General features: G+C 45.9%; 26 protein-coding genes, 1 tRNA gene and 1 other RNA gene. 2 read left to right on the top strand and 26 right to left on the bottom strand.

Features of this window, described 5'->3' with window-relative positions:
- Positions 1-34: 34 nt before the first annotated feature.
- Both LW808_001965 and LW808_001960 read left to right on the top strand, forming a co-directional pair.
- On the top strand, positions 35-742 hold the full coding sequence (locus LW808_001965; GenBank protein ID UPA28809.1) for an ankyrin repeat domain-containing protein: 708 nt from the start codon (positions 35-37) through the stop codon (positions 740-742).
- A gap of 23 nt (positions 743-765) precedes the next feature.
- On the top strand, positions 766-2,076 hold the full coding sequence (locus tag LW808_001960) for an ankyrin repeat domain-containing protein (protein UPA28808.1): 1,311 nt from the start codon (positions 766-768) through the stop codon (positions 2,074-2,076).
- Between the two features lie 133 nt (positions 2,077-2,209).
- On the opposite strand, the gene LW808_001955 is transcribed toward LW808_001960, so the two are convergent.
- The 26 genes from LW808_001955 to LW808_001830 all read right to left on the bottom strand — a co-directional run bounded on the left by LW808_001955 (position 2,210) and on the right by LW808_001830 (position 22,661).
- The gene (locus LW808_001955) at positions 2,210-3,526 is read right to left on the bottom strand and encodes a hypothetical protein (GenBank protein ID UPA28807.1); all 1,317 of its coding nucleotides are present in this window, start codon (positions 3,524-3,526) and stop codon (positions 2,210-2,212) included.
- Between the two features lie 12 nt (positions 3,527-3,538).
- Complete coding sequence (locus LW808_001950) at positions 3,539-4,006, bottom strand: hypothetical protein (protein ID UPA28806.1); 468 nt, start codon at positions 4,004-4,006, stop codon at positions 3,539-3,541.
- A 99-nt stretch (positions 4,007-4,105) separates the two neighbouring features.
- Positions 4,106-5,587, bottom strand: a complete 1,482-nt coding sequence (locus LW808_001945; GenBank protein UPA28805.1) for a hypothetical protein — start codon at positions 5,585-5,587, stop codon at positions 4,106-4,108.
- 9 nt (positions 5,588-5,596) lie between these two features.
- Entirely contained in the window at positions 5,597-6,070 is a 474-nt protein-coding gene (locus LW808_001940; GenBank protein UPA28804.1) for a hypothetical protein, read from the bottom strand.
- A 163-nt stretch (positions 6,071-6,233) separates the two neighbouring features.
- Positions 6,234-6,616: a transfer-messenger RNA gene (ssrA, locus tag LW808_001935) on the bottom strand.
- 43 nt (positions 6,617-6,659) lie between these two features.
- The gene (locus LW808_001930; GenBank protein UPA28803.1) at positions 6,660-6,884 is read right to left on the bottom strand and encodes a hypothetical protein; all 225 of its coding nucleotides are present in this window, start codon (positions 6,882-6,884) and stop codon (positions 6,660-6,662) included.
- Between the two features lie 115 nt (positions 6,885-6,999).
- The gene (locus LW808_001925; protein ID UPA28802.1) at positions 7,000-7,428 is read right to left on the bottom strand and encodes a hypothetical protein; all 429 of its coding nucleotides are present in this window, start codon (positions 7,426-7,428) and stop codon (positions 7,000-7,002) included.
- A 104-nt stretch (positions 7,429-7,532) separates the two neighbouring features.
- A complete protein-coding gene (locus LW808_001920) occupies positions 7,533-8,300 on the bottom strand; it encodes a hypothetical protein (GenBank protein UPA28801.1) in 768 nt (255 codons plus the stop codon).
- A gap of 293 nt (positions 8,301-8,593) precedes the next feature.
- Entirely contained in the window at positions 8,594-10,417 is a 1,824-nt protein-coding gene (locus LW808_001915; protein UPA28800.1) for a hypothetical protein, read from the bottom strand.
- Between the two features lie 47 nt (positions 10,418-10,464).
- Positions 10,465-10,650, bottom strand: coding sequence for a hypothetical protein (locus LW808_001910; GenBank protein UPA28799.1), 186 nt, complete (start codon positions 10,648-10,650; stop codon positions 10,465-10,467).
- A 161-nt stretch (positions 10,651-10,811) separates the two neighbouring features.
- Complete coding sequence (locus LW808_001905) at positions 10,812-11,114, bottom strand: hypothetical protein (protein UPA28798.1); 303 nt, start codon at positions 11,112-11,114, stop codon at positions 10,812-10,814.
- 400 nt (positions 11,115-11,514) lie between these two features.
- The gene (locus tag LW808_001900) at positions 11,515-14,064 is read right to left on the bottom strand and encodes a hypothetical protein (protein UPA28797.1); all 2,550 of its coding nucleotides are present in this window, start codon (positions 14,062-14,064) and stop codon (positions 11,515-11,517) included.
- Positions 14,065-14,131: 67 nt separating this feature from the next.
- Entirely contained in the window at positions 14,132-14,533 is a 402-nt protein-coding gene (locus LW808_001895) for a hypothetical protein (protein ID UPA28796.1), read from the bottom strand.
- Between the two features lie 21 nt (positions 14,534-14,554).
- The gene (locus LW808_001890) at positions 14,555-14,803 is read right to left on the bottom strand and encodes a hypothetical protein (protein UPA28795.1); all 249 of its coding nucleotides are present in this window, start codon (positions 14,801-14,803) and stop codon (positions 14,555-14,557) included.
- A gap of 68 nt (positions 14,804-14,871) precedes the next feature.
- On the bottom strand, positions 14,872-15,453 hold the full coding sequence (locus tag LW808_001885; GenBank protein ID UPA28794.1) for a hypothetical protein: 582 nt from the start codon (positions 15,451-15,453) through the stop codon (positions 14,872-14,874).
- Positions 15,454-15,509: 56 nt separating this feature from the next.
- Positions 15,510-16,256: a hypothetical protein gene (locus LW808_001880; GenBank protein ID UPA28793.1), complete on the bottom strand. Its 747-nt coding sequence runs from the start codon at positions 16,254-16,256 to the stop codon at positions 15,510-15,512.
- 150 nt (positions 16,257-16,406) lie between these two features.
- Positions 16,407-17,414, bottom strand: a complete 1,008-nt coding sequence (locus LW808_001875; GenBank protein UPA28792.1) for a hypothetical protein — start codon at positions 17,412-17,414, stop codon at positions 16,407-16,409.
- A 93-nt stretch (positions 17,415-17,507) separates the two neighbouring features.
- Positions 17,508-18,233 (bottom strand): phage Gp37/Gp68 family protein, encoded by a 726-nt coding sequence (locus LW808_001870; protein UPA28841.1) that lies wholly within the window; start codon positions 18,231-18,233, stop codon positions 17,508-17,510.
- A gap of 55 nt (positions 18,234-18,288) precedes the next feature.
- Positions 18,289-18,359: transfer RNA gene (locus LW808_001865), tRNA-Gly, on the bottom strand.
- Between the two features lie 59 nt (positions 18,360-18,418).
- Positions 18,419-19,762 carry an NAD(P)(+) transhydrogenase (Re/Si-specific) subunit beta gene (locus LW808_001860; protein UPA28840.1) on the bottom strand — a complete coding sequence of 448 codons (1,344 nt, stop codon included), beginning with the start codon at positions 19,760-19,762 and terminating at the stop codon, positions 18,419-18,421.
- Positions 19,763-19,815: 53 nt separating this feature from the next.
- Entirely contained in the window at positions 19,816-20,091 is a 276-nt protein-coding gene (locus LW808_001855; GenBank protein ID UPA28791.1) for an NAD(P) transhydrogenase subunit alpha, read from the bottom strand.
- Between the two features lie 3 nt (positions 20,092-20,094).
- Entirely contained in the window at positions 20,095-20,547 is a 453-nt protein-coding gene (gene rplI / locus LW808_001850; protein ID UPA28790.1) for a 50S ribosomal protein L9, read from the bottom strand.
- Positions 20,548-20,559: 12 nt separating this feature from the next.
- Positions 20,560-21,018, bottom strand: coding sequence for a single-stranded DNA-binding protein (gene ssb / locus LW808_001845; GenBank protein ID UPA28789.1), 459 nt, complete (start codon positions 21,016-21,018; stop codon positions 20,560-20,562).
- Positions 21,018-21,308, bottom strand: coding sequence for a 30S ribosomal protein S6 (locus tag LW808_001840; protein UPA28788.1), 291 nt, complete (start codon positions 21,306-21,308; stop codon positions 21,018-21,020). Before LW808_001840 ends, ssb begins: the two co-directional genes overlap by 1 nt.
- Entirely contained in the window at positions 21,278-22,024 is a 747-nt protein-coding gene (gene pth / locus LW808_001835) for an aminoacyl-tRNA hydrolase (GenBank protein UPA28787.1), read from the bottom strand. The genes LW808_001840 and pth overlap by 31 nt, the downstream gene beginning before the upstream one ends.
- Positions 22,025-22,064: 40 nt before the next feature.
- Positions 22,065-22,661, bottom strand: a complete 597-nt coding sequence (locus LW808_001830) for a 50S ribosomal protein L25 (protein UPA28786.1) — start codon at positions 22,659-22,661, stop codon at positions 22,065-22,067.
- Between the last annotated feature and the right edge of the window lie 78 nt (positions 22,662-22,739).

Here is a 22,739-nt window from a genome sequence, read left to right as displayed (position 1 = left end):
TGAAGTATATTTACAAATTCCGGCCCGGATGGGTATGAAAAAACTGATAACAATCGGTGGGGTGATATTGGGTCTTGCCGCATACACACAGGCAAGTGTTCCCTGCTTTAAAAGTTGGAATGATCGTCGACTTTTAGATGCACGGATCGCAATCGGTAAAACGGTTTACAAGGTCACGGATTTGATGGGCGACCAGTCTGAAACTTTAAAAAACTTATTCGCGAAAAGCACGGATGCGAATTCGATGGTTTACTTTGGATATTATTTACCAATTGCGCTCTTTGCGGCTGCAAGCAATAGTGTTAAGTCGGGCACCGATTCGAAAACCTACCTACAACTTTTATTGGAGGGAACGAATGATATGATCATTCCATTTGAGACTTCTCTGGGCTGGACAGCGTTGCATGAAGCAGCTCTTAATTCTGATGAAAATAAGATGACAAATATTATGCTCCTGCAGCAGGATAATCGTCTTGATATTAACCGAAAAAATCGGGAGGGCGATACAGCACTCATGGTCGCCATTAAGGCGGGGAATTACGTTGCTGCTCGAAAGATTATCGAACTTTATGGGGAAGAGCTCGACCTTGAATCGACTAACAAACGCGGCGAGACACCAGCGTTATTGGTCAAAATTATAGAACATAAAAATACGGTCAATAACATTACCAATGACACCAAATTTACAGAGTTGCAGAATGCATTTAACACGGTACGAGAGCCGATCATGTCAGGAAATTAAAATTTAAGGGGAAGGGAAATAGGATGGATAAACGTTATTTAGCGTCATTTTTACTATTGGGATCTCTCAATGTCTCAAATGCAAACAACGCCAGCGTACTAACACCAAGTGTCGCCATTCCACAAATCAGCACGTGGGATAGTGATCAAAAGAGAGCGGCGCGTTTCTGGTACAGCGGCACGGAATATGCCATCGATCAACTCGATAATTTGCTCAATACTGTAGTCGGAGCAAAGGGCAATGCCCCTAACACGAAGGTACTTGTTGGATTTCGGCTTCCGGCGATCATTTTGGCGGCTTGCAGTAGTTTGCCTGATGCACTGGATTCGATCTTAAAGAACACAAATGCGAGCGTCACGGCGGAAACGATTTTACGCTATAATGCGGCGCACGCGGCGGCGATCAATTCGGCGAAGTGTTTGCAATTAATTGTCGACGATGGCCGTATCGACATCAACCGCCGTACGATGAATGGCGAATCGCCATTGTTCTTTGCGGCGAAGTACTATGGCGAAAGCTGGCTTCTGAATTCAACGAATAACGACAACCCTTTGCGCATATTATTAAAGGCAAAGAATATCAATCTCAACTCGGAAGACTATCTGGGGCGGACGATTTTTCACATCGCAGTAATGAAAGGCGAGGTAACTGTTGTCGAAGTTGTTCTATCACCGAATTTCGCTCCAATTTCAGACAGCGGGCAAACACTCACAACGGAATGTCCTAGTTGTGGTAGTGTCCTTGAATGTGATGATTGCCATAAGACAGCGGCAGAGATTGCCGGTGCAGATACGCGTTACAAGCTCGACCTCACGAAACCCGACGCCTACAACTATGCCGCAATTGATTACATTTGGCGGATTGCCGATGGCGCAAAGCGTTTAGCCGTGATGACTGCCATTGAAAATGCTGCCACAAAAAACGAGAAAGTGAAAGACCTAACATTTACTGTATCGAAAGCGGACTGTGACACCATTAAGAAACAGTACGAAGAAGTGAAAACGCTCGTGACCGGAGCCAGTGCAGCAGAGCTCAGTGCAGCTACAGAGATTGGTGACTGTCTTTCTGCGATCAATACGGCAGCGAATTCGGCGACGGAAGCTGTCCCCACAAGTGTTACCGAAGGGGGGCTTAAAGGACCATGTACCACTTCCGAAGGTTGGACAATGGCCAAGACTGTAGCAGAATCTCGTGTTACGATCCAAGAAAACATCGCAAAAATCCGCGATTTCATGAGTGTCGATGCACAACGCATTACACAAGAACAAGAAGACGCCTTCATCAAACTTAGAATTGCACTCCTCGATATCGAAAGCGCAATCGCACATCTTTAGTTATTTGACGATATTAAGTTCATAACAGCGCACCTCTTCGGAGGCGCGTCTTAGTCTTTTACGGCGAAACCCGACGAAAGGCTGGCCCTACTCCGGAACCTGGAAAGCTTTGCAAAACTCATCGCAACCCTCTCTAAAGTAACAGGCACTTCCTTTGATCTGTTTTCTTTTCCCTGACGATCTTTATCTCCTTTTCTGAATATCTTGCCCTACCTGCTTTTGCTCCGTCATATAAAATCTCAAACACTTTAATCTTCCCCGCATCCTCTCTCCCGCCTTTGCTGTTGATTTTGATGTGGTACCCGACAAACTTTTCAGCACCTACAACCTCTCCATTTTTATCTTCGACACCGACCCACGTGCAAAAAACAGGCACTCGAGTTTTAAGGGTGCAAACTTCTTTCAACGCATTCGAGTAGTAAATGGACCTCTTGTCCTTAAGATATATCGAATTATCCCTGACACCGTAACTGGCTAGGACCGGCAGCCCCCAGTTTGAATAACTCGGGTCTCCGGAGATGATCGTACAAAACCTCCGGTTGCTGGAGTACCACGAACCGTTCCTCTCCGCCTCACTCCCATGGTGAGGTGCAACGAGTATGTCGACATCCTTAACAAACTTCCGGTCAGCTTTCCTCAGACAGTCATGCATTTCCCCTGGCGCGTCTCCGGGGAAGAGTATCTTAACACCATAATACTCCAACCCTAGGACCAGCGATGTATCATTAGCTACAAGATTGACTTGGTGCGTGCCTTTCTCCGTTGCTTTGTACTGACTTGAAGGAATCAAAGGTTTCAACCTGATATTCTCCCGCCTATCAACCTTATAAGGGAACTCCCCTAAGAATCCCTCAACCTTTCCCCTTATAGCCTGCCTGGATGCGGTCGCACTATGGCCCGTCCCCCAGACTTTCACCTTTAGGGGAGCCGTATTGAAAATTTCTTGGATTGGCGTTGAGAACCCAATCAGATTCCCGTTACCGCTTTGCATCGGTAAATCATTGTTCCCACCACCTACACCAACGATGACAGCACCAACGCCCACCGACCTGGCACTTTTGCCTTTCACCGGACGCTTTGATTCACCGACCAGGTTTACCCTCTCTACATGATCTTCGTGCAGGTGCGTAATCCACAGCATCGTATCCTTTCTGCTTGCTTTTGAAGACGGCGATATCGCACCATCAAAGAAAAAATAGTCCTCTACAACCTTATCCCACGAGCCGTTGTTCGCACAACCATCGGGAACAAGCCCCCTTTTGCCAAAACCACAATCAACCCACAGACCTCGGCTAGCTGGATCCCCGGCGGCGTCCTGTGCCGAAAAGAGCACATAAATACAATTTCCAGCACCCGCGTTGGCAATGTAGATATCACACTCATCCCCCCTTCCTGGAACGAGTCCAAGCAGAGCAGCGATGCATGACAAAACAGACCAAAATTTCTTCATGCCAACGTGGGGTTAAATAAAACCCCTGCACTTGGTTCTTAGAGCTTCGCATTTTTCTCTTAGGCCTTCATTGCCGCCCTCATCTACAACATCCTCTCCCCAGCTGACATCGCGCAAGAAAATCAATTTCTTATCAGCTCCCAGATCCTGATCTTCGGGGCCATCTTCTGAAAAAATTTGCTCCACATTAAGAGTCTTAGGATCAACCCCGTCAAGCCATGCCCAAAACTCACGTAAAGAGTTCAGTTCTCCGGCCAGATACAGAAGCTGACCCGTTTTTTCTATATCCTCTGTCTTCACAAGACAATCCTTAACCTCCTTGAGCACACTGTTGCACTTGCTCCCGGTTTTTAGCTCTTTGAAAAGGTCGAAGCTATCAAAACCAAGTAGGTTCTTGACCTCCTCTGGGTCTCCGTTCACCGCGGACAGCACTCCCGAAAACAATAACGCACAAAGCGCCAATTTATTCATTTTGATCATAAGTTTTCCTTTGTCGCCGGCCCAGGGTAGCGGCTTTTCACAAGATGCAAGTCATTTAAATGAGGCATGTGAATTTTTACGTTATTTTCCCGGGGGAGGCTAATGCCCCACGCTGCCACCCCCAGTGGCCGTAGGGACCTCGAATAGAACAGAAGTTCCCGATAGCTCTAGCTTCCGACGCTTGGATAGTCTTTCGATATATATCTCTTCTTCAGGATACCTCGTCTCGTTTTCCTTGGCTTTGTCATTATATAAAATCTCAAACACTTTAATCTTCCCTGCATCCTCTCGGTTTCCGTTACTGTTTATTTTGATATGATATCCAACAAACTTTTGGGCACCTACAACCTTTCCATCTTCATCTTCGATACCGACCCACGTGCAAAATACAGGAAACTCGATCTCGCTCTTCAAAACCTCGTTCCTTTGGGCATTGGAATAGTAAATGGCTCTTGGTGCCTCCAAACGTGTTGAATGGTTCCTAACCCCATAATTGGCTAGGCCAGGTATACCCCAAGCCTTATAACTTGGGTCCCCGGAAACGATTGTGCAAAACCTTCGGTTGCTAGAGTACCACAAACTATTCTTTTTCCCTTCGCTCCCATGGTGAGGTGCGATAAGGATATCAACATCCTTAACAAAGCCTTTCTGATCAGGATTCAGACAATCGCACATCTTCCCAGGAGCATCCCCAGGAAAGAGCACTTTAATCCCATAATACTCCAACCCTAGAACCAGCGATGTATCATTAGCCTCGAGATTCTCTTGCTCTTGTTCATATCCACCCGTAGGGATTAGAGGTTCCATCTTGATATTCTCACGAGGGAAATCTCCCCAAAAATTACCCACCACCTTGGATATATCACCACACTTGGCAGATGCTTCACTTCCTTCTCCCCAAACTCTGACCTTTAGCACCTTTCCGGTACTTTTATCCTTCAGAATTCCCTTGATCGATTCTGAGGTCTTAATCAACGCTCGACCTGATGACTTCGGCAAACCATCCTTACTTCCGCCGATACCAACAATAATCGAACCCACATCAATCTCCTTTCTCCCTTTTTCTTCTTTCTGCCCCTCTAGTTCCTCTAGTTCACTAGTCTCCTCCTTCTCTACTAACTCCCCATCTTTTCCATCCTCATCCTTCTCAAGCTCTTCTACTTCCTTTTTTATCGTCGCCATCTCCTTACTAGTAGGCGCTTCCCCCCTTGCCATACCACTCTTATTGATGGAAAAGATCCCATTGATGTGATCATCATGCAAATGCGTAACCCACAACATCGCATTTTCTTTTCCTACTTTCCTCGATACGCCCTCCTCTCTAAAAAAGTAGTCTCCAACAACATCATTCCACTCTTTAGAGGAGCTGAAACCGTTAGGAAAGAAGCCCCTCTTGCCAAAACCGCAGTCAACCCACAGGCCTCGGTAGAGTTGTTTCCCATCACCATCCCCTGCTGAAAAGCGCACGAACGCGCAATTTCCAGCCCCTGCATTCGCGATGTAGATGTCACACTCACCACCTTCTCCAAGGAACAACCCGAGGAAAAGCATAAATGATGCAACAAACCGGAATCTTTTCATGCCTAGGAATTAAATGAACTTTTTACACTTTTCCTGCAGCTTCTCGAATTTGTCCTTACAATCTCCATTGTCTTCATTGGCTTCCCTTACTTCCTGTCTTCCCCAGCCGGCGTCCCGCAAAAAAATTAATTCTTCCGCGCTCTTTAGATCCTTATCTCCAGAGACATCTTCCGAGAAAATTGCCTCAACATCGAGCTCATCGGGTTCGACACTGCAGAACCAGCTCCAAAAATTACACAAAAAATTCAATTTCTCAATGAGGCGTGTAAGCGCGTTCCTCGTTTCTTGTTTTTTCACTTTTGCGAGCAACTTGCCTGCCTTTTTGAGTGCTGTTTCACATCTTTCAGGAGTTTGCAATCGATTGAAAAGCTGAACGCTATCCTTCCCCAGCAAATCCGAAACTTTGTCATCCCCGTTCACTGCAGACAGTCCCCCCGCCGACAACAACGCGCAGAGCGCCAATTTATTTATTTTAGTATTCATTTTTTTAGCCATAAAATTTCCTTTTCAGCGAGGCAGGGTAGTAGTTTTTCACAAGATGCAAGTTTTTTAAAAAGATAAGTAAATTTTGACTCTAGATTTATTCTTGGGAAGAAGGTGATTTTTCTGTGGAATGGATGGAAGTGAGCATTACGCTGACAAAAATAGGTGGAGGTGGCGGGAGTCGAACCCGCGTCCTAAAAACGTTCGCGCATCGCTTCTACATGCGTAGTTGACCTACTAATCTAAGCAACATCCTGCGGGTGAACGCGCCCAACGTGCCGAGCCAGCGATATCAAAACGGTCGGAGTCTCGCCGACAAAACCCCAGCGCTTCCCGCTAACCAACACCGATTCGCGATCACGGGCCTCCCGCGGTCGATGCGCCACGATAACTTACGCAGCTTTGCTCATGACCCCGCTACCGAAGTCGAGAGCGATGACATTATCTTTGCCATTTAATAGAGTTTGATGGATTTTTACGGAGCCAACCATCATCTCCGGCATGCGACGATGCGTTACGGTTCTCAGTCGAAACCAAGACACCCCCAACCGTGCTTAGAGGGAAATGAAAGAGGGGATGTTGTCAAAGGTTATTGAACAACGTTTGCGGAAGAGAAAGCTGCTGAATCCTGAGGCTGAGGAGCAGCTTTGTTTGCATCAAGTCTTTCTTGGGCTTTGGCAAGTTCGGCACTATATTTTCCTTGTTCTTTATCCGTCCTTTCAAACAGAAGCTTCATCTGCGTTAGGTGTTTCGTAGCTGGAGTCGTTCGGGTGTTAAATGGATCATCGCCTTCGGGGAGTCCGAAAGCCTGCATGGTCGCTAAATTTGTTAAGCATTGTTCGCGAAATTGGGAGCGGTTTTCTATTTCTTATTAACCTCTTGATAACGCTCCTCAATTGTCTGCAGCTGTTCCTTTGTTTTGCAATCTGTTAGCTGTTCTCTGAGTTTTTAAGTTCTTCATTGAGACCATCTAAGGTTTTATCGGTCAAAGGTTCTTGCAAGCATGTATTGACGACTGCGACAGTATTAAATTCGTTCGGGGAATAATCGTGCCTCTTGATAACCTCTATATCGACTGGCATATCACAATACAAGTAATTTCCCTCTTGATTAACTGTTGAGGAAGATTGCCCGGTCTTCAGAAGCTCGTTTATGAATGTTCGCATCTTTTTTTCATAAGCTTGGAGGCAATCATCGAGCGATGCAGTGTCGCCTTTGTAGTTTTGCAATTCTTCTTGCAGTACTTGGGCGGCTTTTTGACCATAGGCTTTTAATTCTGTTTGGAAGGATTCCTGTATTGATGGTGGGTATTTGCCTTTTTCTTCCATCATGAGTGGCTCGATCATTTTTTTCTCCATAGGCTTGGATCTTCTCAGTAAGGTTCTGGTCGATTGTGCCATTGGATTGAGTAAATGACTCCACAATTCCTTTCCGACTTTCCTGTAATGCCTTACTACGTGTTTCATCTTTTTGGAGTTTTACTTCTGAATCCTTCCATGGGTGCATTATACCTAACCGCATAGGCCCCATTTTTATCGCTGCATATTTTATCCACAATATTCGCAGGTATTGCATAATCGCATTCAATTGCTTTAGGATTTATTGCTATGCTAACATCAACCACTTTTTGTTTAGCTGCTTCTTTGAGCGACAGGGGTGTTTTAGGATCGTCAACAGTCTCACGGAGTGCGGTCATTGTCGCTACGTCATCCTTCTTTAGTTTTAAAGGATCGATTGAGTTCATGAGTTCGAATGTACTTTCCAATAGTTCTATATTTGGCAGGAGTACTGAAATTGCCTGCTTTTTGAGAACTTTTCGAAATATTTCCGGTGTCGTTGGGTCTTCGTAGGCAGTCCACTTGAGAGCGTTGAGTGCGCCAAGTATTTCCTGCTGCCCTCTAAGGGTTGAGCAATCAGCGGAGTGGATCAAAGCGAAAAGCTTAAGGATATCCTTCACTTGAACCGGATCCTGCAGTAACTTTTGGACTTCATTGCGGTTTGAGGCAACCAGCGCAGTTTGCATAGTAGATTTTTGCAGAGGCTTTGAACTTATGAGTACCTTTGAGGAACTCCAGAAATCTTCAGAAGCAGGAAGTGTTGTAATCGTGAATTCATATTCGCCCGCTTGAACGGTTTCAGATGAAGTTCTCCAACGTGTAACCGCTTTTTGCACTTCTGCGTACTTACTGCCAAGCTGTTCATATAAATTGTTAAAATCGATGTAACTCATGGCGTTTTTTTATAAATATTTTTTAAAAAGGCAATGTAATTCGAAATGAATAACCGACTGATATCGCTGGCTGAGGAAAAAAGAAACCTATATTGGATCTTTCGGCTTTGCTCATACCTCTGCTACCGAAGACGAACGCGATGACATGATTTTTGCCATTTATAGAGTTTGATGGATTTTTACGGAGCCAACCATCATCTCCGGCATGCGACGATGCGTTACGGTTCCCAGTCGAAACCAAGACACCCCCAGGTTCGCCCGAAGAGAAGCAATACCGGAGGTGTTGTCAAAGGTTATTGGGCGAAGTCCATAGATGTCGCTGCCGGATCCTGAAAACTTGGGACGGTTTTATCTGTGTCAATTTTCCCTTCGGAATTTATGAACGTATTCACGTGTCTCTGGAAGTCTTGATCAACTTTTGAACGCGTATAGTTTATATAATCTGTTTGTTTCCCTACAGGTTCCATTTGCATCGCTGGAACTGTTTTTTGCGGCATGAGATCTTCTCTTACCTGTTTAGCGACCCTCGAACACTGCTCCCATTCTATCACAAGATTATTGAGTGCAGTATTGATTTTCTGTATAAACTCTTGGCCTGGAGTTCTACTCTGGTGGGATGCCTTAAGGGTTCCAAAAGCATTGAGGACATCTCGGTCTATTCTATTTGAATCCCAAATAAATAGGCGTTTTTCGGCTTCATGGTGCAATTTAGGGAAGTAATCGCTGATTAGTTTGAGTGTATATTCAACACTTTTCTGAGCGATTTTTTGTGTATATTCACTGGGACTTTCTAAATCGACTCTACCGCCTTTATAGTGTTGTAGGTACTTTTCAAGCTTCCCTCGAACAAAAACAATTTCTTCTCTGATTTCGTCGATTGTTCTTTCATTCCAAGGCTGGTCAAGATGCGTGTCTGCGATAATGAGCGTATTGGTTTCGAATGGCGTTTCTATTTCATCGGAGAGGGGAATGTCGCAGTACATGAAACCCTCAGCTTCTTGAATATTCAACTGGTATTGATATCCATTGGGGACACGCAGGAGCACCTGCAAAAGTTCATTCTCGAATGCTCTCATCCTTTTTTCAAAACTTTGAAGGTCCTGGCAGAGTGCTGAGTGATTCTTTGTGTAGGTTGAAAGTTCTTGTGTCAGTGTTGTGGAGATCCGTTCTTTACTGGCATTGAGCTCCTGAATTACCGCGCGATTGCCCATTGTTTTGTTATACTTGCCGTCTGCAAGCACCTGAATAATCAAGTCACTATAAGCTATTACCGCAGAATCAAGTCTCTCGTGATAATTGGCAGATCCCATTTGGTAAAATAATTCTGCTACTTTATTGCGGGCAGCACTGAGGGTACTTGTAAGCGACGAGTGTTCTCGAAGTTCCTTTTCGAGTTTCTGATTAGGCTGCGTATATATAACCCTATAACTGCCCTCGCCCTGAGTTTGGTTCATAATCTTTTGAGGGATTCCATAGGCACATTCCACTGCGCGACCGATAGCGACTTTGTGAATCGCATAAGTTTTCTTCAGGGCAATTTCCCTGATTGCAGAGGGGGTTCCGGGAGCTCTGATAACTGCGCCAATGTGTTTTGCAGATTCGATATCCTTGGATTCTAAATGAGAATCATTGATGGATTCTGTAAAACCAAGGGTCCAATTGAGTAATCCCGGATTGCTGAGTAATTCTGAGACTTGATACTTTTGGATGTATGCACATAGTATCAGCGGTGCTTGGGGATTTCTGCAAATCTCATTCAATTCATTCAGTGCTTCTAGATGACTTCTTCTCGGATAATCGAAATCGATCCAGCTGATAAGCTCCAGGGTCATTCCCAACAATTGAGGTGCTTGAAGTAGTTGACTTAGCTCTTTTTTATTTTTGAAAGGGATTTCAGCTGGAAATATATCTCGCTCGTCCGGGGTGCCTAAGGAGAGAACGCCTTCTTCGTGTTGCCACCAGGACCACTTGGAGCGCGGGGACATCGTAACTGTAAACACATAATTACCGGCTTCGATAACCTTTGATGAGGTCATCTGTTGTGCTTTGATATTTGCGACCTCTGCATATTGCCCGATGGGCTGCCGATCGAAATTATGAAAATCAACGTCAGTCATAAGGCTATTATTTATAAAATTTTCAATAATTCAATGAAAAATTTTAATTAATATTTATAAATAAAGCAGCAGAGATCCCGAAGCATTTTTAGAAACTTGAGAATATTGAGGCTAGCATTGAGACCAACAGCGCTATCTTGGCCATTTAATGTAGTTTGATGGATTTTTACGGAGCTAACCATCATCTCCGGCATGCGACGATGCGCTATGGTCCCCAGCCGAAACCAAGACACCCCTTGGAAGAAGCAATACCGGAGGTGTTGTCAAAGGTTATTGAAAGAAATTTGGTAAATAGTGTTTTTCGAGAGGTAGCTGCAATGACCTCTGGCTTCTTGATGGCATTGTACCTTTGTGTATCCATGAAGTTTGTGTCATCTGACGCTTTTTCTGCCGTCTATTCGAAACTCAAATCTTTTATTTGCTGATCGAGATCAGCCTTTTGTTGGTCTAACTCAGCTGCTTCTTTGTCCAACTCTTCTATACGCTTGTTTATAGCAGCCAGCTGTTGTTCCGGCTTTTTGGCTTTCGAGTCTAATGGAAAGAACACTATCGCTTTTCCCGATGAAACAGTTGCCTTATCCGCAAGTCGGCGTTGTTTTTCGTCTAGAGCAGACAATTTTTGTTTGAGAATATCCTGTTTTTTCGCCAAGGCGTTTTCGTGTTCGGGGGTTGTGAAGGCGAGTCGCGCCCCGAGCATTGGAGTCGACACTTTATGCTGAGAAACTTCAATCTTAATTTGATGGTAGCCGTTTGTTCCTCTAGGACGGTTTTTCGCTCCTTTAAAACAGAGACCTCCTCCGCTGAAATGGCTTTCCCGTTCGGTGTCTTCCCGGACTCTATCGAGGAGACTACGACTTCCAAAGAATCATTAGCACTGGTCAATTGTTTGGAAAGTTGAAGTAAGGGTGGCTGATTAGGATCTTTGGGACGTGCTGCTTTTTTCGCGGCAACGACTTCTTTACGTTCATTTTCCCAGTTCTTTCTATCTCTTGTCTTGGCCAACGGGGTCTTTACTTGCATGGCAACATTTGCGGCAAATGATACTCTCTGTTCCTGCTTCGCTTTATCCGTTGAATCCACTGGGATCTTTGTCTCCTTTAGAGGATTCCCCCCCCCGACATTTTTTGTTTTTGTGCATCCGTGAGCCCCGTACCAACGTCAAGTCTTTTCTCAGCGGCTGTGAGCGCGGTGTTAAGTGATGTGAAATTATCCTTTATATCCTTAAGGGTCGTTGCTGCTATCCCCGAGAGTTTCACAAAACCAGTTGTTTTAGCTTCATATTCGATCCGGGCTGCATCACTTATTGGAAGATCAAATTCATTGAGCACTTTAGAAGTAAACGCTGCGTGTTGGATGTAGGGTGTACGGTCCTCTAGCATCTTGGTAAGATGTGAAGCTTTTTCTTTAATTGCTTCCAGTTCCTCCGATGTAGAGCACTTTCCTAGGTCCTTTCTAAGAGAATGAAGTTGTGAGAAGATATCTTGGCATGATTGATTTGCGCCTTCACGAGAACTGTTGAAGTACAAGAAAGTGTTCCATCTGAGATTTGCATTCTTAGGCATCGATGTATATGGGGATTCCACAAAAGCAAACTTCACTCCATCGATGTCCGAGAATTTATCTGTATCAAAACCCTCACGAAGCTGCCTTTGCAAATCTTCACTATCCCGTGCAGTCGCAACTACAGGGCATCCCTCTACCGGCACCTTGCGGAGAATATCTTCTGGCACACCCCAAACGTATTTTGCAGCGTGGGCACCTTCTTCTTTGCAGATTTCGTAAACTTTTTTGAGAATTGCTTCTTTGAGGTTAGGGGGTGTTGCCGGATTATTGGCAACAAAATTGAGTTTGACCATTGTTTTTTCATCCCCTTTCTTTAGCCCGGTGGAGTCAATGGAAGCCATGAGTTGGGGGACTTCGTTCGATAATTGTTTGTGAGCAGGTTCAAGAAATTTGAAAATCGCTTTTTGAAGGATAATGGGTGTCTCTGAGTTAGTTGCAATATCGGTGAGTTGTTTTAAGGTTTTCTCATCTCCCGCTTTCAAGTTAGAAGGATCGAGTGAGGCCGTAAGCCGGAAAACATCTTGCAGAAGTTTTGGGTGTAATTCTAATTGCGAGTACCCGGTTCTTAGAATGGTTTCCTTGAGTATTCGTGGAGTCGCTAGGTCATTGGCAATGGTGTTGAGTTGTTGGGCTGTTGCTTGCAAGTTGGAAGGGGTAACTGAGGCCAGGAGTTCAAGAGAGCGGTTTAATTGTTCTGAACACGATTCCAACTGTGCACAACCGGTTTTCAGGATTATGGATCTAAGTTCCAGCGATGCCGTTTTATCATTGAGAATCGCGCTAAGCTCTTTTGCCGCTTTTTGTACGCCTGCCGCATCACCGGCTCTCAGGTAAGAAGAATCGATCGAAGCTTTGAGCTCAAGGGTTTTTCTTAATAGATCCGGTTGGGCACCCAGTTGTATATAACTTCTTTGAGGGATCGCTTTTTTGACTGCAGGTGGTATGGAGGGATTATGAGTAAGATCATAGAGGACCTGTATTGCTTTTTCATCGCCCGGCTTTAGGTGAGATGGATCGATCGACTTTGCAAGTTCGGGGATCCATTCCGATATTTTTGTGAAAAATTTGGCAATTTCTTTTTGGACTATAGGAGAAGTTCTTTCCGGATAAGCGAGGGTATTTCCGAGTTCTTGCAGCTTTTTTACATCTTCGGGCTTTAACCTCTTGGGTTCGATTGATGAGGTAAAGCGAACGCTATCTGCCAATGTCCTGAAGTTTGGATCTAATTGCGCGCAGCCGGACTCTAGAATTGCTTCCTTAAGAGCAGCGGGTGTCTTGGGGTCCTGGGCAATGTACCCGAGTTTTACCATTGCGTCCTCAAGGGGCAACTCATCTTCCTTATTTTTCTCTCTTTCCTCAAATTGTATTTTTATTTCTGCTATGCTTTGCACTGTGAGTTTGGAAAAATTCATCGCATCCTGGAGTTGTTGGACGATTTGTAGCAAATTGGCAGATTGCAACTGTTGGCGACTTTTTTCAGAAATTGTTCCATTAAATATGGGTGCAGACTGGGGTTCAATAGCGATGCTTCTGGTTTTCTTGCCTACGTTTGCGCTGTCCTGAGAGGGGGAAGAGGTTTGCAAGTCCACAGGTGCAGGAGCACGCTCTGATGATTTGGAAATTGTGTCCAGTTTTTGGCGAATTGCCCTTCTGAGTGCCGGGGGTGCTTTGCGGTTATCGGCAATCTTTTGTAGTTCTGTTACCGCTCCGGAATCTTTAAGTTTATCGGCTCGTTCCATGAGATGGAGAGTTGTTTCGAGTAGTTTCGGATCTTGCAGCAGTTTGGCGAGTTCTCTCCGATTTTTGAAGGATATTTTGTATTGGAAGGATTCAAGGACGCTGGACCCATCGACAGAGCTACGGTTTTTCACCGGTTGTTGGCCTTTAAGGATGATGTACTTCCCAGAGTCGTCCGAGATCTTTCCCTTTTTGCCTCGATCCTTCGCCATGCAAATTGCTAGGTTTTCAGTAACGTTCATTGTTCCGAACGCTTCCTCTTTATTGGCGACGTCTTTTTTGAGATTCCCGTATTGCCTTATAACTTGTCTAGGATCGTAGCGTGAACTCGCATTCGTGATGGACATGATGCAATTATTTATAAAATTTTTAATAATACAACATTAAACCCAGCAATGGCGACACCGTCGAAACTTATCGAGCAAAACGCGTGGCAGTCGTGTGTCTATGCGCTCCTCTCATGAGTTTACTTTCAGCAATCTTTGCTTGAGCCTTTTCGAGTGCAGCTCTACAATGCGGAAGTGTCTTATCGATTTTCTCGCGAGCCAATTTTGTCCGTGTTACATTTTGAAGGGCTCCGATGGTTTTACCCGTAAAAATGCGAAATAGGTCATCCGCTTTAGGTAAGGTACCAAAGGCGTAGAGTATACTTTCTTCGAACCGTATTTGGTCCATTATGGGAAGGCGAAGGGCTACAGCTGTTGCAATCTCTTCAATTTCTTGAGCAAATTGGCTGACTGTTTCTTCTGATATGTCACTCTTATTTTTGATGTAGTCTGTTAGCCGTTTGGTTATCTGACCGATGCGCTTTATCATTTCTTCGGGAATTCTATCATTCTATGTTTGATTCACTTTTTGGTTAAAGACGATAAGGCGATTGTGCGAAAATGTGTCGTTTTCCAAATCTAAGGGGTTGAGATCTAAGGGAACATCGCAGTAGAGGAAGTCGCCATTTTGCTGAATATTAAAGGAAATGCCTTTCTGAGAATGTTCGTTCTGAGCATAAAAATTGATTTCCTCGACCCTTTTTCGAAAGTCTTCCCGGGATGTAGCTAGATCAACTGTGTAAGAGCCTTCCCCTACCATCTTATCCGTAATGCTCCTTGGTATTGCATATAAATATCCTACCGCGCGATTACCGATCTCTCTAACGACTACGTAGACTCCCTCAAGGATTGTCTCCTCGACTCGATTGCAAGAGGTATTTGCGGGTTGTGGGCAATTTTTCTCAATTGTTCCATTGCCCATTTATTTCTCTTTTGCAGATGGGCAGGGTTGATAGAATCCATGCAAGCAAAGACCGATTTGAGCGCGTTTTGGTTTTGCAATATCTCCGTGACAGCGTGCTCGCGTAGCGATTCTTTGAGTTCTTTCGGCATTTTCCAATGGCTATAGATCCTGTCCAGTTGCTTGAGCGTACCCAAATCATTAGGTGTTAAGCAATGGAAGTCGATGGAATCGATAAGCTGTAAAATTGTGTTTAACAGGGCCGGATTTTTTTTGAGCAACTTCGCAACGATCCAGCGATCCCTAAACGCAAGGGCCACGGGTGACGAAACGTCCTCTAACGGCTCTAGGCTCACAAGCACCTTTTTTTGTGAATTCCAAAAACTTTCAGATGCGGGGCGTGTCGTCACAATAAATGTGTAGTTCCCAGCTTGGATCGTTTCAGATGTGGTTCTCCAGCGTGTAACTGCCTTTCGGGCTTCCGCGTACTTACTGCCCATATAAACCATTAAAATCGATGTCAAACATAATATAATTTGTTAATTGTTAAGGTGTAAATTGTGTTTCAGTTAGATTGGCGCCCATATTGGACAATGGAAACCCCACGGGAACGCTGTGATGTTGGTCTATAGGCGGGTTTTGTGGAACGTATCGGTTGATGCGTCCTCTTTTCAACGTTCATTCTGGGAGATTTGCCGATGTAGAGCACATCGTCGGCGATACGAATCATTTGAGGCGACTTACATAGCTTCCTCAAGTACCTAACGATTTTGAGGACAACGTTTTCTCGTCTATAACGGCTCGCTACGGCTAAAAGTTCTTGAAAACGCCCAACCACAAGGTTACCGTTGGAAAGGCCATTATCGCCGACGAGATTGTTTAATATTCGATAGGTGTAACCCGCACGCAGTGCCTCGGCGAGAGGACCACCTTGCTGACAAACCTCTAGGATGTGATCAATGGCTAAAAGAAGGTCAAAAAGTTCCTTGGAGATCGCCCGAATTTTAAGACAACGTACAAAGGCGTCCCTCAGATTTCCGGCGACAGAATCTGTCCACTGGTCAAGTATTCCGAGAATTACGGGAACCAGTTGAGGGTATTGCCTACAGAGGTTGAGCAATGCCCTGACGATGCGGTTCTTTTTAGAATCCGCTCTGAAGCGCTTAAAAAGCGGAGCTGAAAGGTTGACAAGTTCCAGTTTAGGAGATTCGATTTTTGAAATTTTTTGCGTGAAATCACCGCTTTTTGCCACAGCAGGGGCGACTTGTGGCGTGTGATTTGCGTAGCTCGAGAAAGTTGTATCCAAATCCATGATATTGCTATTTTAGTAAATAAAAAATAAATTTAAAGAATATTTAAAATTCTTATGTAAAATTTTTAAATAGCAAAATGCAGATATTCTTCTGAAAACAATACACGCGCCAGGAGGCGCGCGAGTGTCGGTCCTGTGTTGTTCGGATGATCAATTAGGCCTCCGATAGCGGTAGATCGCCGAAAGATCCCGCGAATTTCGAACGGGATTAATTGAGCGGTGAGCGCCGTTACCCATATCCAAAATACGGCTAATCAAACGTTTCATCTGCGGAGAATGAAGGTCTTCCCAAAGGTCAAATATGCTATTGAAGAAGCGTTCAAGATCGACCCCATCGGTTTGCATGAAAATTTCAAAATAGCTGAGAAGTCTTGAGCGAGTTACAATCGTATCAAGGTCCTGACAAGCTTGAGCTTCTTGGAGTGTTTTAAACACATCTCCTCCGGATTGAACAACATACAGCAGCGTATCAATCGAGTGGAGGAGATTTTTGAGGTCTTGTGTAAGTATACGCGATCTCCGGCATCCAGTAAAGGCATGGCGCAACAATGGGATAATGTCTCCAACCCAATCGTTTAAGACGTTATGAATTGCATAAGCTTTTCCGGGGTACTGTTTGTAGAGGCGAAAAATGGCTTGAAGTACCGGAGTTTTGTCGTTTGAATCCTTTAAGAGTAATTCCTCTGCATATGCATTGAGTCTGTCGTCAAAGCTTGAAATTTGCATCAAACTCAATGGCGCATCGGCACCATTTGCAAATGGATCCGTTGGTAGCCCTCTAGCGTCATATGTCATTTGCATTGAAGTCTGAGAAACTTGATCATATTGTTGATCGACGGAAATGTCTGGGACATCGGCAATGCTCTGTTCCTGCACATCATATGTGTCGGAATTCTCTGAGAACCAGCGCCAAGGAAGGTAACTACTCCAACTTGATTTTGTTGCAGGTGACTTGGAAGCAGGAGTGTATTGTTGAACATCTGGGGCATTTTGTTTACCAGCAATACTTGATTCCTGAACACTGTATGCATCGGAATTTCCTGAGAACCAACGCCAAGGAAGGTAGCTACCCCAGCTTGATTTTGCTGCAGGTGCTTGATAAACTTGATGCTGTCGTGGCGCAGGGTAATTATACCCATCGTTTATTGGCATATCCATGAGAGGGTATTTTAGTAAATAAAAAATAAATTTAAAGAATATTTATAATTTTATTTACTTTCAGAGGCACCCAAATTCGAAAAAGAGGGGCGACTATTCGAATGTGATTGTTTGGGCAAGGGAACGTTGTTTGGCGCGTGCGACATGGCGGATTTCGCCGTCTTTAAACCAGAGATTACCGGTTTGGAGAAAATGGAAAGGCACATCAAATTCCTTGCATTGGAGATAAACTGAGCGGACATCGTCATAATGTGTAACACGGGCACCTTCATAGCTTTCGCCGCTGACCGTAACCTGATTGACCTTTCTGGTTGCGAGGTACGGGCGGAGGTCGACGGCTTCTAAAATAGGGCCCACCATAATGCCGTGATAGGGGAGGTCAACCGCGAGAAAACCCAGAAGACGACGGTCTACCGCCGCTTGATTCTCCGTCGAAACGCCGATCATGAGATGTCGAAAGTGTTCTCTATCTTTGGGAAAAGTTTGGGCGATTCGCTCAGGACGCTTGGTCATTAGGAAAAACGCGCAGTCCTGACGTTGACGCATAATATCCCAAGCCTCCGGACGCCAAGGATCCGCGTCTTCCAAAAAGAAATCGGAGTTAAAGCACGTCATAAACGTTGTCCCTTTGGGATATTTGAAAACTCCTTCTCGAGTCCGGACAACCGGTAAATTAAAGACGGTTTTTGTTCGAAAAATTACCGAGGCATCGCGTCCGTAACGGCGATCGAGGAAGTAAACGTAGCAATTTTTGCACCCTTCGCTCACTTTGTGGCAACCGTGCCAAGGATTCCAATAAATGTCGGCATTGGGCAGCATACGTATCACTCTAAGCAACCGCCGAGTGGAGAAAAGTAAAATCAGCAACCTCGGGTGCGGGCAGACGGAATCGAACCGACGACACTAGCTTGGAAGGCTAAAGTTTTACCGCTAAACTATACCCGCAGTGCCGCTTAACGATCGCGATTGGGAGTTTGTCGTCAAGCCTTTTCATTGTCTGCAGCCTATTTGAATTCTGCTGAGATGGCCGATAAGGTTGCCTTGGCGTCGCCATAAATCATTGCCGCATTGGGCTTATAAAAAAGCGCGTTAGGCAGGCCGGAGAATCCCATTCCAGAGCCACGTTTGAGAATGAGTACATTGCGCGCTCGGCTGACTTCGATAATGGGCATCCCATAAATCGGCGAGTTGTGATCCTCGATTGCGGCCGGGTTCACGACATCATTTGCGCCGATAATAAGGGCGACATCGACCTCCGACATCTCGCGGTTGATGGTTTCGAGATCGCTAAGATCGTCGTATGGGATGTTGGCCTCGGCAAGCAGTACATTCATGTGTCCCGGCATACGGCCCGCTACGGGATGGATCGCATATTGAACCGTTGCGCCGTTATTTTTTAAAAGATCTGCGAGCTCTTTGAGGGCGTATTGGGCCTGCGAAACCGCCATTCCATACCCCGGAACAAAAATAACCTTACGCGCGGCTTCGAGAAGATAGTAAGCGTCTTCTGGGGAAATCAATCGTGGCTCACCGGCAAATGCCTCTGAGGTAATTTTTGTATTTTTCTTTAAGGATCCCCACAAAACCGATCGCAGTGAGCGGTTCATCGCACGACACATAATGATCGTTAAAATGAGCCCACTGGTACCGACGAGGCAGCCCGCAATAATCAGTGCATTGTTGGCGATCATAAAACCGGTTGCTGATGCCGCGAGCCCAGAAAGACTGTTGAGCAGCGCGATTACAACGGGCATATCTCCGCCACCAATACGGATGGTTATAAGAATACCGAGACAGAGAGGGAGGAGTAGTAAAAACACGGCAACAGCACCCAGAGATCCGCTAAGGAGAAGGACGAGTGATAGGAGTAATGCAGCCCATGAAGTTTTTTTCAAAAAATCGAGCCAAGAGGTTGGGCCTCCTCGAAGTTTAAGGTAGGCAATCATGCTTCCAGAAAAAGTAATACCGCCGATAATGATTGAGGCAACGGTCGCAATCCGAGTGCTATGAGAAACAAGTAGTGATGCAAATGTTCGTAATTCGCAGGCACCGACGAGGTAGCTTGCCAGCCCGCCGAAACCGTTAAAAAGGGCAACCATCTGGGGCATCTGTGTCATTGCAACGCGAACAGCCATAACGCCACCTACGAGGCCCCCTATGGCAACCACAATGGCAATCGCTTGAAAATGCTGGCCCCCCGCAGCGACCCAACTCGCAATGGCGGCGATTAGCATTCCGAGCGCCGATAACAGATTGCCTCGTACGGCTGTTTCCATACGGCCCATGAGCTTCGTACCAAGAATAAAGCAGATGGACGCTAAAAGGTAGGCTAACGATACAGACGACATAGCACCCACAACGGTGGCGCATCCTGCCAAAGTGTCGACTTTTTTCGTAAGGGCTAGCTATTCGACCGTGAATGAAACATACAGAGCATGCGGTGCGTAACCCCGTATCCGCCCACGACGTTGATCATTGAAAGAAAAAGCGCACAAAGGGAGAGAACAAAAACAAACCCCTCAGAGTGTGCAGCGCCGGAGATTGTCCCCAATAAAACAATACCGGAGATTGCGTTGGTTCCTGACATGAGGGGTGTATGCAGACGCGACGGCACCCTTGAAAGGAGTTCCAATCCCAGAAAGGCCGTCAGGACAAAGATAAAAACGAGAGGCTCCACAAACTAGGCCTCAGCGGTGACTTCGAATGCGAAGTCGACCACAACCTCGGGATGGAGGCGGATCTTTGCCAATGCTGAGCCAATGTGCTTGATCGGATCCAACTGGATCTTACGGCGATCGATCTCGAAACCAACCTCACGGATTTTTTTCGCCAGATCCGAGGCCGTGACCGCGCCGAACATCTTCCCATTGGCACCGGTCTTGACGGCAAACGAAACGACAATCTCCCGAATTTTTTCCGCCAATGCACGCGCCTCTTCGAGTTCTTTCTTCTCACGCTCCAGACGCCGTACCTGTAGCGCCGCAATCTGCTTTTTGTTTGCCGATGTTACAGGAATTGCCAGAGCCTGTGGCAACAAATAATTTCGCGCATAACCCGCAGCAACCTCGACGATATCGCCCTCGTACCCCAGATTTGCGACCTTTTTCAACAATAAAATTTCTGACCTTGCCATCGTTTTTCTAAATTAAAAAGGAACGTCTTCGTCCACAAATTCCTCACTCTTCGCGGGAGATTTTTCTGATGAAATTCCAAACTTTTTCGGTGCCTCATTAGCACTAGGGCCACCAAACCCGCCATCGGCTTCCTCGTCCCGTTGATTACCGATAAATTGGAAACTCTCGAGGACAACACAAAGCTTACTGCGTCTTTCCCCAGCCTGAGATTCCCACTGATCGAGTCGAAGTCGACCCTCGATAAAAATTGGACGCCCTTTCGTAAAATACCGCCCAATGAGCTCCGCCTGTTTCCCAAAAGCATCGACATCGACAAAAACGACCTCTTCGCGGCTCTCACCATCGCTGCCACGACTAACGCGGCTCGTCGCAAGACCAAACTTACAGATTGGTGTCCCGCTTGCCGATGTGCGTACCTCCGGATCGCGCGTAAGGTTCCCCAAGAGAATAACTTTATTAAATGAAGCCATTACGCGTGCTCGATGAGGATGCGATTGATTGTCGCGTCGAGGCTAAATTTCGAGCGGATCTTTTCTGGAGCCGTTGTGGGTGCATCGAATGAGACCTGCAAGTAAAGCCCCGCGGGGAACTTGCGATCGGTAACACGTTGAAACTTGAGCTGGCCCTTATTGACGACCTCGCGGATATCGGCGCCGGCCTCGACCATTTTGGCTTTGATGGCCTCGACGAGCGCGTCGACAGAATCCTGATAATTACGCGTATCGAGGATCATCGTAGCTCTATATGATCTTGTCTGCATACTTTCCTGTTGATGGAGTTCATGGCGGTTACAGGATCTTTGTCAAGCAGTAGCTTTAAATCGGCGCAGATCTCGGACAATTGACGGGTGAGGTGATCGTTTTCTTGAGGATTAAACCCACTGAGAACGTAATCTGCGAGATCCATTTTGGGTTGCGTTTTGGCGCCAATACCGACACGAAATCGGGTAAATCCGGGACCAATTTTTGCTAAAATATCGCAGACACCGTTGTGGCCAGCGGTTCCTGGGCGATCCGTAATCTTAACGTCGCCGAGCGGAAGCGTGAGCTCGTCGCAAACCACAATTACATCCTTTGTCAAAATCTTGAAAAAATGACAGACGCGTGCCACTGGTGTTCCGGAATGGTTCATGAACCCATCGGATTTCATAAAAATCCACGGCACTTCCTGCGGTAATATTTTGGTTTTTTTTACAATTTTCTCAGACTCGACTGGGGTATCCGGATTTTTTGCGGTCTCTTTGGGAGCGATATGTCTCTTTTGTTCTTCCAGTTCGCGTGTCCGTAGAATCGCATCGAGCTCAGGAATACTGTGAGGGGGCGGGGACTTTAAGATAAATGCCGACAACGCACGCTCGTGTTTCCACTCGACACTGTCAAACGTTCGTACGAATGCGTCGACAACCTTGAAACCAACATTGTGACGTGTGTCCTGATACCGGACTCCATAATTCCCGAGTCCGACGACAAGCTTCATTATGGAGTAGACTTAAGCCGCCCAAACAAGGGAATCGGAACTAAGCTGCCGCTTCTTCGGTAGCCGTTTCAGCAGATTCTTCCTGCTCTTCGCCGATACATGCGATGACGACACCGTTCGGATCGCCGGGGTATTCAACACCTTCAAAACGCGGAAGATTTTTGATATGGATATTCTGTCCTGAGTGAAGATCGGTAACGTCGACCTCGATGGCTTCGATAAGATCTTTCGGTAAACACCGAATCATGACCTCGCGCCGCACGACTTCGAGCATTGCCTTTTCGTTTTTCACGCCGTACGCCTCACCTTTGACATGGATTGGAACCATAATTTGAAAAGGTTCTTTCTCAGAAATTTCCTGAAAATCAACGTGCATAAACTGATCCGTAATCGCGTTGTGTTGGATCTCGTTGATAATCGAAAGTACCTTTTTCGCATCACTCGCCAGCTGGATTGTAGCCGCTGCATCGCCCTTCTGGCGCATGAGCATCCGAAAATCTCGCCCATCGATACTGACGGGGAAAGAGCCGGAAGGACCGTAGATAACCGCCGGAATCCGCCCGATCTTGCGTAACCGAGATGCGGGGTGACGACCTTTGCCTAAGCGTTCCGTAAACGAAAGTTGCAACTGTTTCATACTGATCCTGCTAATGTACGCCGGCGAGACTGGGTATCCTCGCACAAAAATCAACACAAATCTGACACCCCTTCCGTT

Source organism: Verrucomicrobiota bacterium, assembly GCA_021294815.2.
In the GTDB taxonomy this organism is placed as follows: Bacteria; Verrucomicrobiota; Verrucomicrobiia; order Opitutales; family LL51; genus LL51.
The sequence above is the reverse complement of the archived record's forward strand: the minus strand, read 5'-3'. Positions and strand labels throughout refer to the sequence as shown.

Coding starts and splice junctions, on each gene's coding strand:
- ssb (UPA28789.1), bottom strand. CDS start 21,018: ATGGCTTCATTTAATAAAGTTATTCTCTTGGGGAACCTTACGCGCGAT.
- LW808_001920 (UPA28801.1), bottom strand. CDS start 8,300: ATGAGTTACATCGATTTTAACAATTTATATGAACAGCTTGGCAGTAAG.
- LW808_001890 (UPA28795.1), bottom strand. CDS start 14,803: ATGGTAGGGGAAGGCTCTTACACAGTTGATCTAGCTACATCCCGGGAA.
- LW808_001870 (UPA28841.1), bottom strand. CDS start 18,233: ATGCTGCCCAATGCCGACATTTATTGGAATCCTTGGCACGGTTGCCAC.
- LW808_001915 (UPA28800.1), bottom strand. CDS start 10,417: ATGACTGACGTTGATTTTCATAATTTCGATCGGCAGCCCATCGGGCAA.
- LW808_001940 (UPA28804.1), bottom strand. CDS start 6,070: ATGAATACTAAAATAAATAAATTGGCGCTCTGCGCGTTGTTGTCGGCG.
- rplI (UPA28790.1), bottom strand. CDS start 20,547: ATGGCAAGGTCAGAAATTTTATTGTTGAAAAAGGTCGCAAATCTGGGG.
- LW808_001905 (UPA28798.1), bottom strand. CDS start 11,114: ATGCTCGGGGCGCGACTCGCCTTCACAACCCCCGAACACGAAAACGCC.
- LW808_001880 (UPA28793.1), bottom strand. CDS start 16,256: ATGGATTTGGATACAACTTTCTCGAGCTACGCAAATCACACGCCACAA.
- LW808_001895 (UPA28796.1), bottom strand. CDS start 14,533: ATGATAAAGCGCATCGGTCAGATAACCAAACGGCTAACAGACTACATC.
- LW808_001955 (UPA28807.1), bottom strand. CDS start 3,526: ATGAAGAAATTTTGGTCTGTTTTGTCATGCATCGCTGCTCTGCTTGGA.
- LW808_001885 (UPA28794.1), bottom strand. CDS start 15,453: ATGGTTTATATGGGCAGTAAGTACGCGGAAGCCCGAAAGGCAGTTACA.
- LW808_001950 (UPA28806.1), bottom strand. CDS start 4,006: ATGATCAAAATGAATAAATTGGCGCTTTGTGCGTTATTGTTTTCGGGA.
- LW808_001840 (UPA28788.1), bottom strand. CDS start 21,308: ATGCAGACAAGATCATATAGAGCTACGATGATCCTCGATACGCGTAAT.
- pth (UPA28787.1), bottom strand. CDS start 22,024: ATGAAGCTTGTCGTCGGACTCGGGAATTATGGAGTCCGGTATCAGGAC.
- LW808_001960 (UPA28808.1), top strand. CDS start 766: ATGGATAAACGTTATTTAGCGTCATTTTTACTATTGGGATCTCTCAAT.
- LW808_001930 (UPA28803.1), bottom strand. CDS start 6,884: ATGCAGGCTTTCGGACTCCCCGAAGGCGATGATCCATTTAACACCCGA.
- LW808_001925 (UPA28802.1), bottom strand. CDS start 7,428: ATGGAGAAAAAAATGATCGAGCCACTCATGATGGAAGAAAAAGGCAAA.
- LW808_001875 (UPA28792.1), bottom strand. CDS start 17,414: ATGGATATGCCAATAAACGATGGGTATAATTACCCTGCGCCACGACAG.
- LW808_001900 (UPA28797.1), bottom strand. CDS start 14,064: ATGTCCATCACGAATGCGAGTTCACGCTACGATCCTAGACAAGTTATA.
- LW808_001860 (UPA28840.1), bottom strand. CDS start 19,762: ATGTCGTCTGTATCGTTAGCCTACCTTTTAGCGTCCATCTGCTTTATT.
- LW808_001965 (UPA28809.1), top strand. CDS start 35: ATGAAAAAACTGATAACAATCGGTGGGGTGATATTGGGTCTTGCCGCA.
- LW808_001945 (UPA28805.1), bottom strand. CDS start 5,587: ATGAAAAGATTCCGGTTTGTTGCATCATTTATGCTTTTCCTCGGGTTG.
- LW808_001830 (UPA28786.1), bottom strand. CDS start 22,661: ATGAAACAGTTGCAACTTTCGTTTACGGAACGCTTAGGCAAAGGTCGT.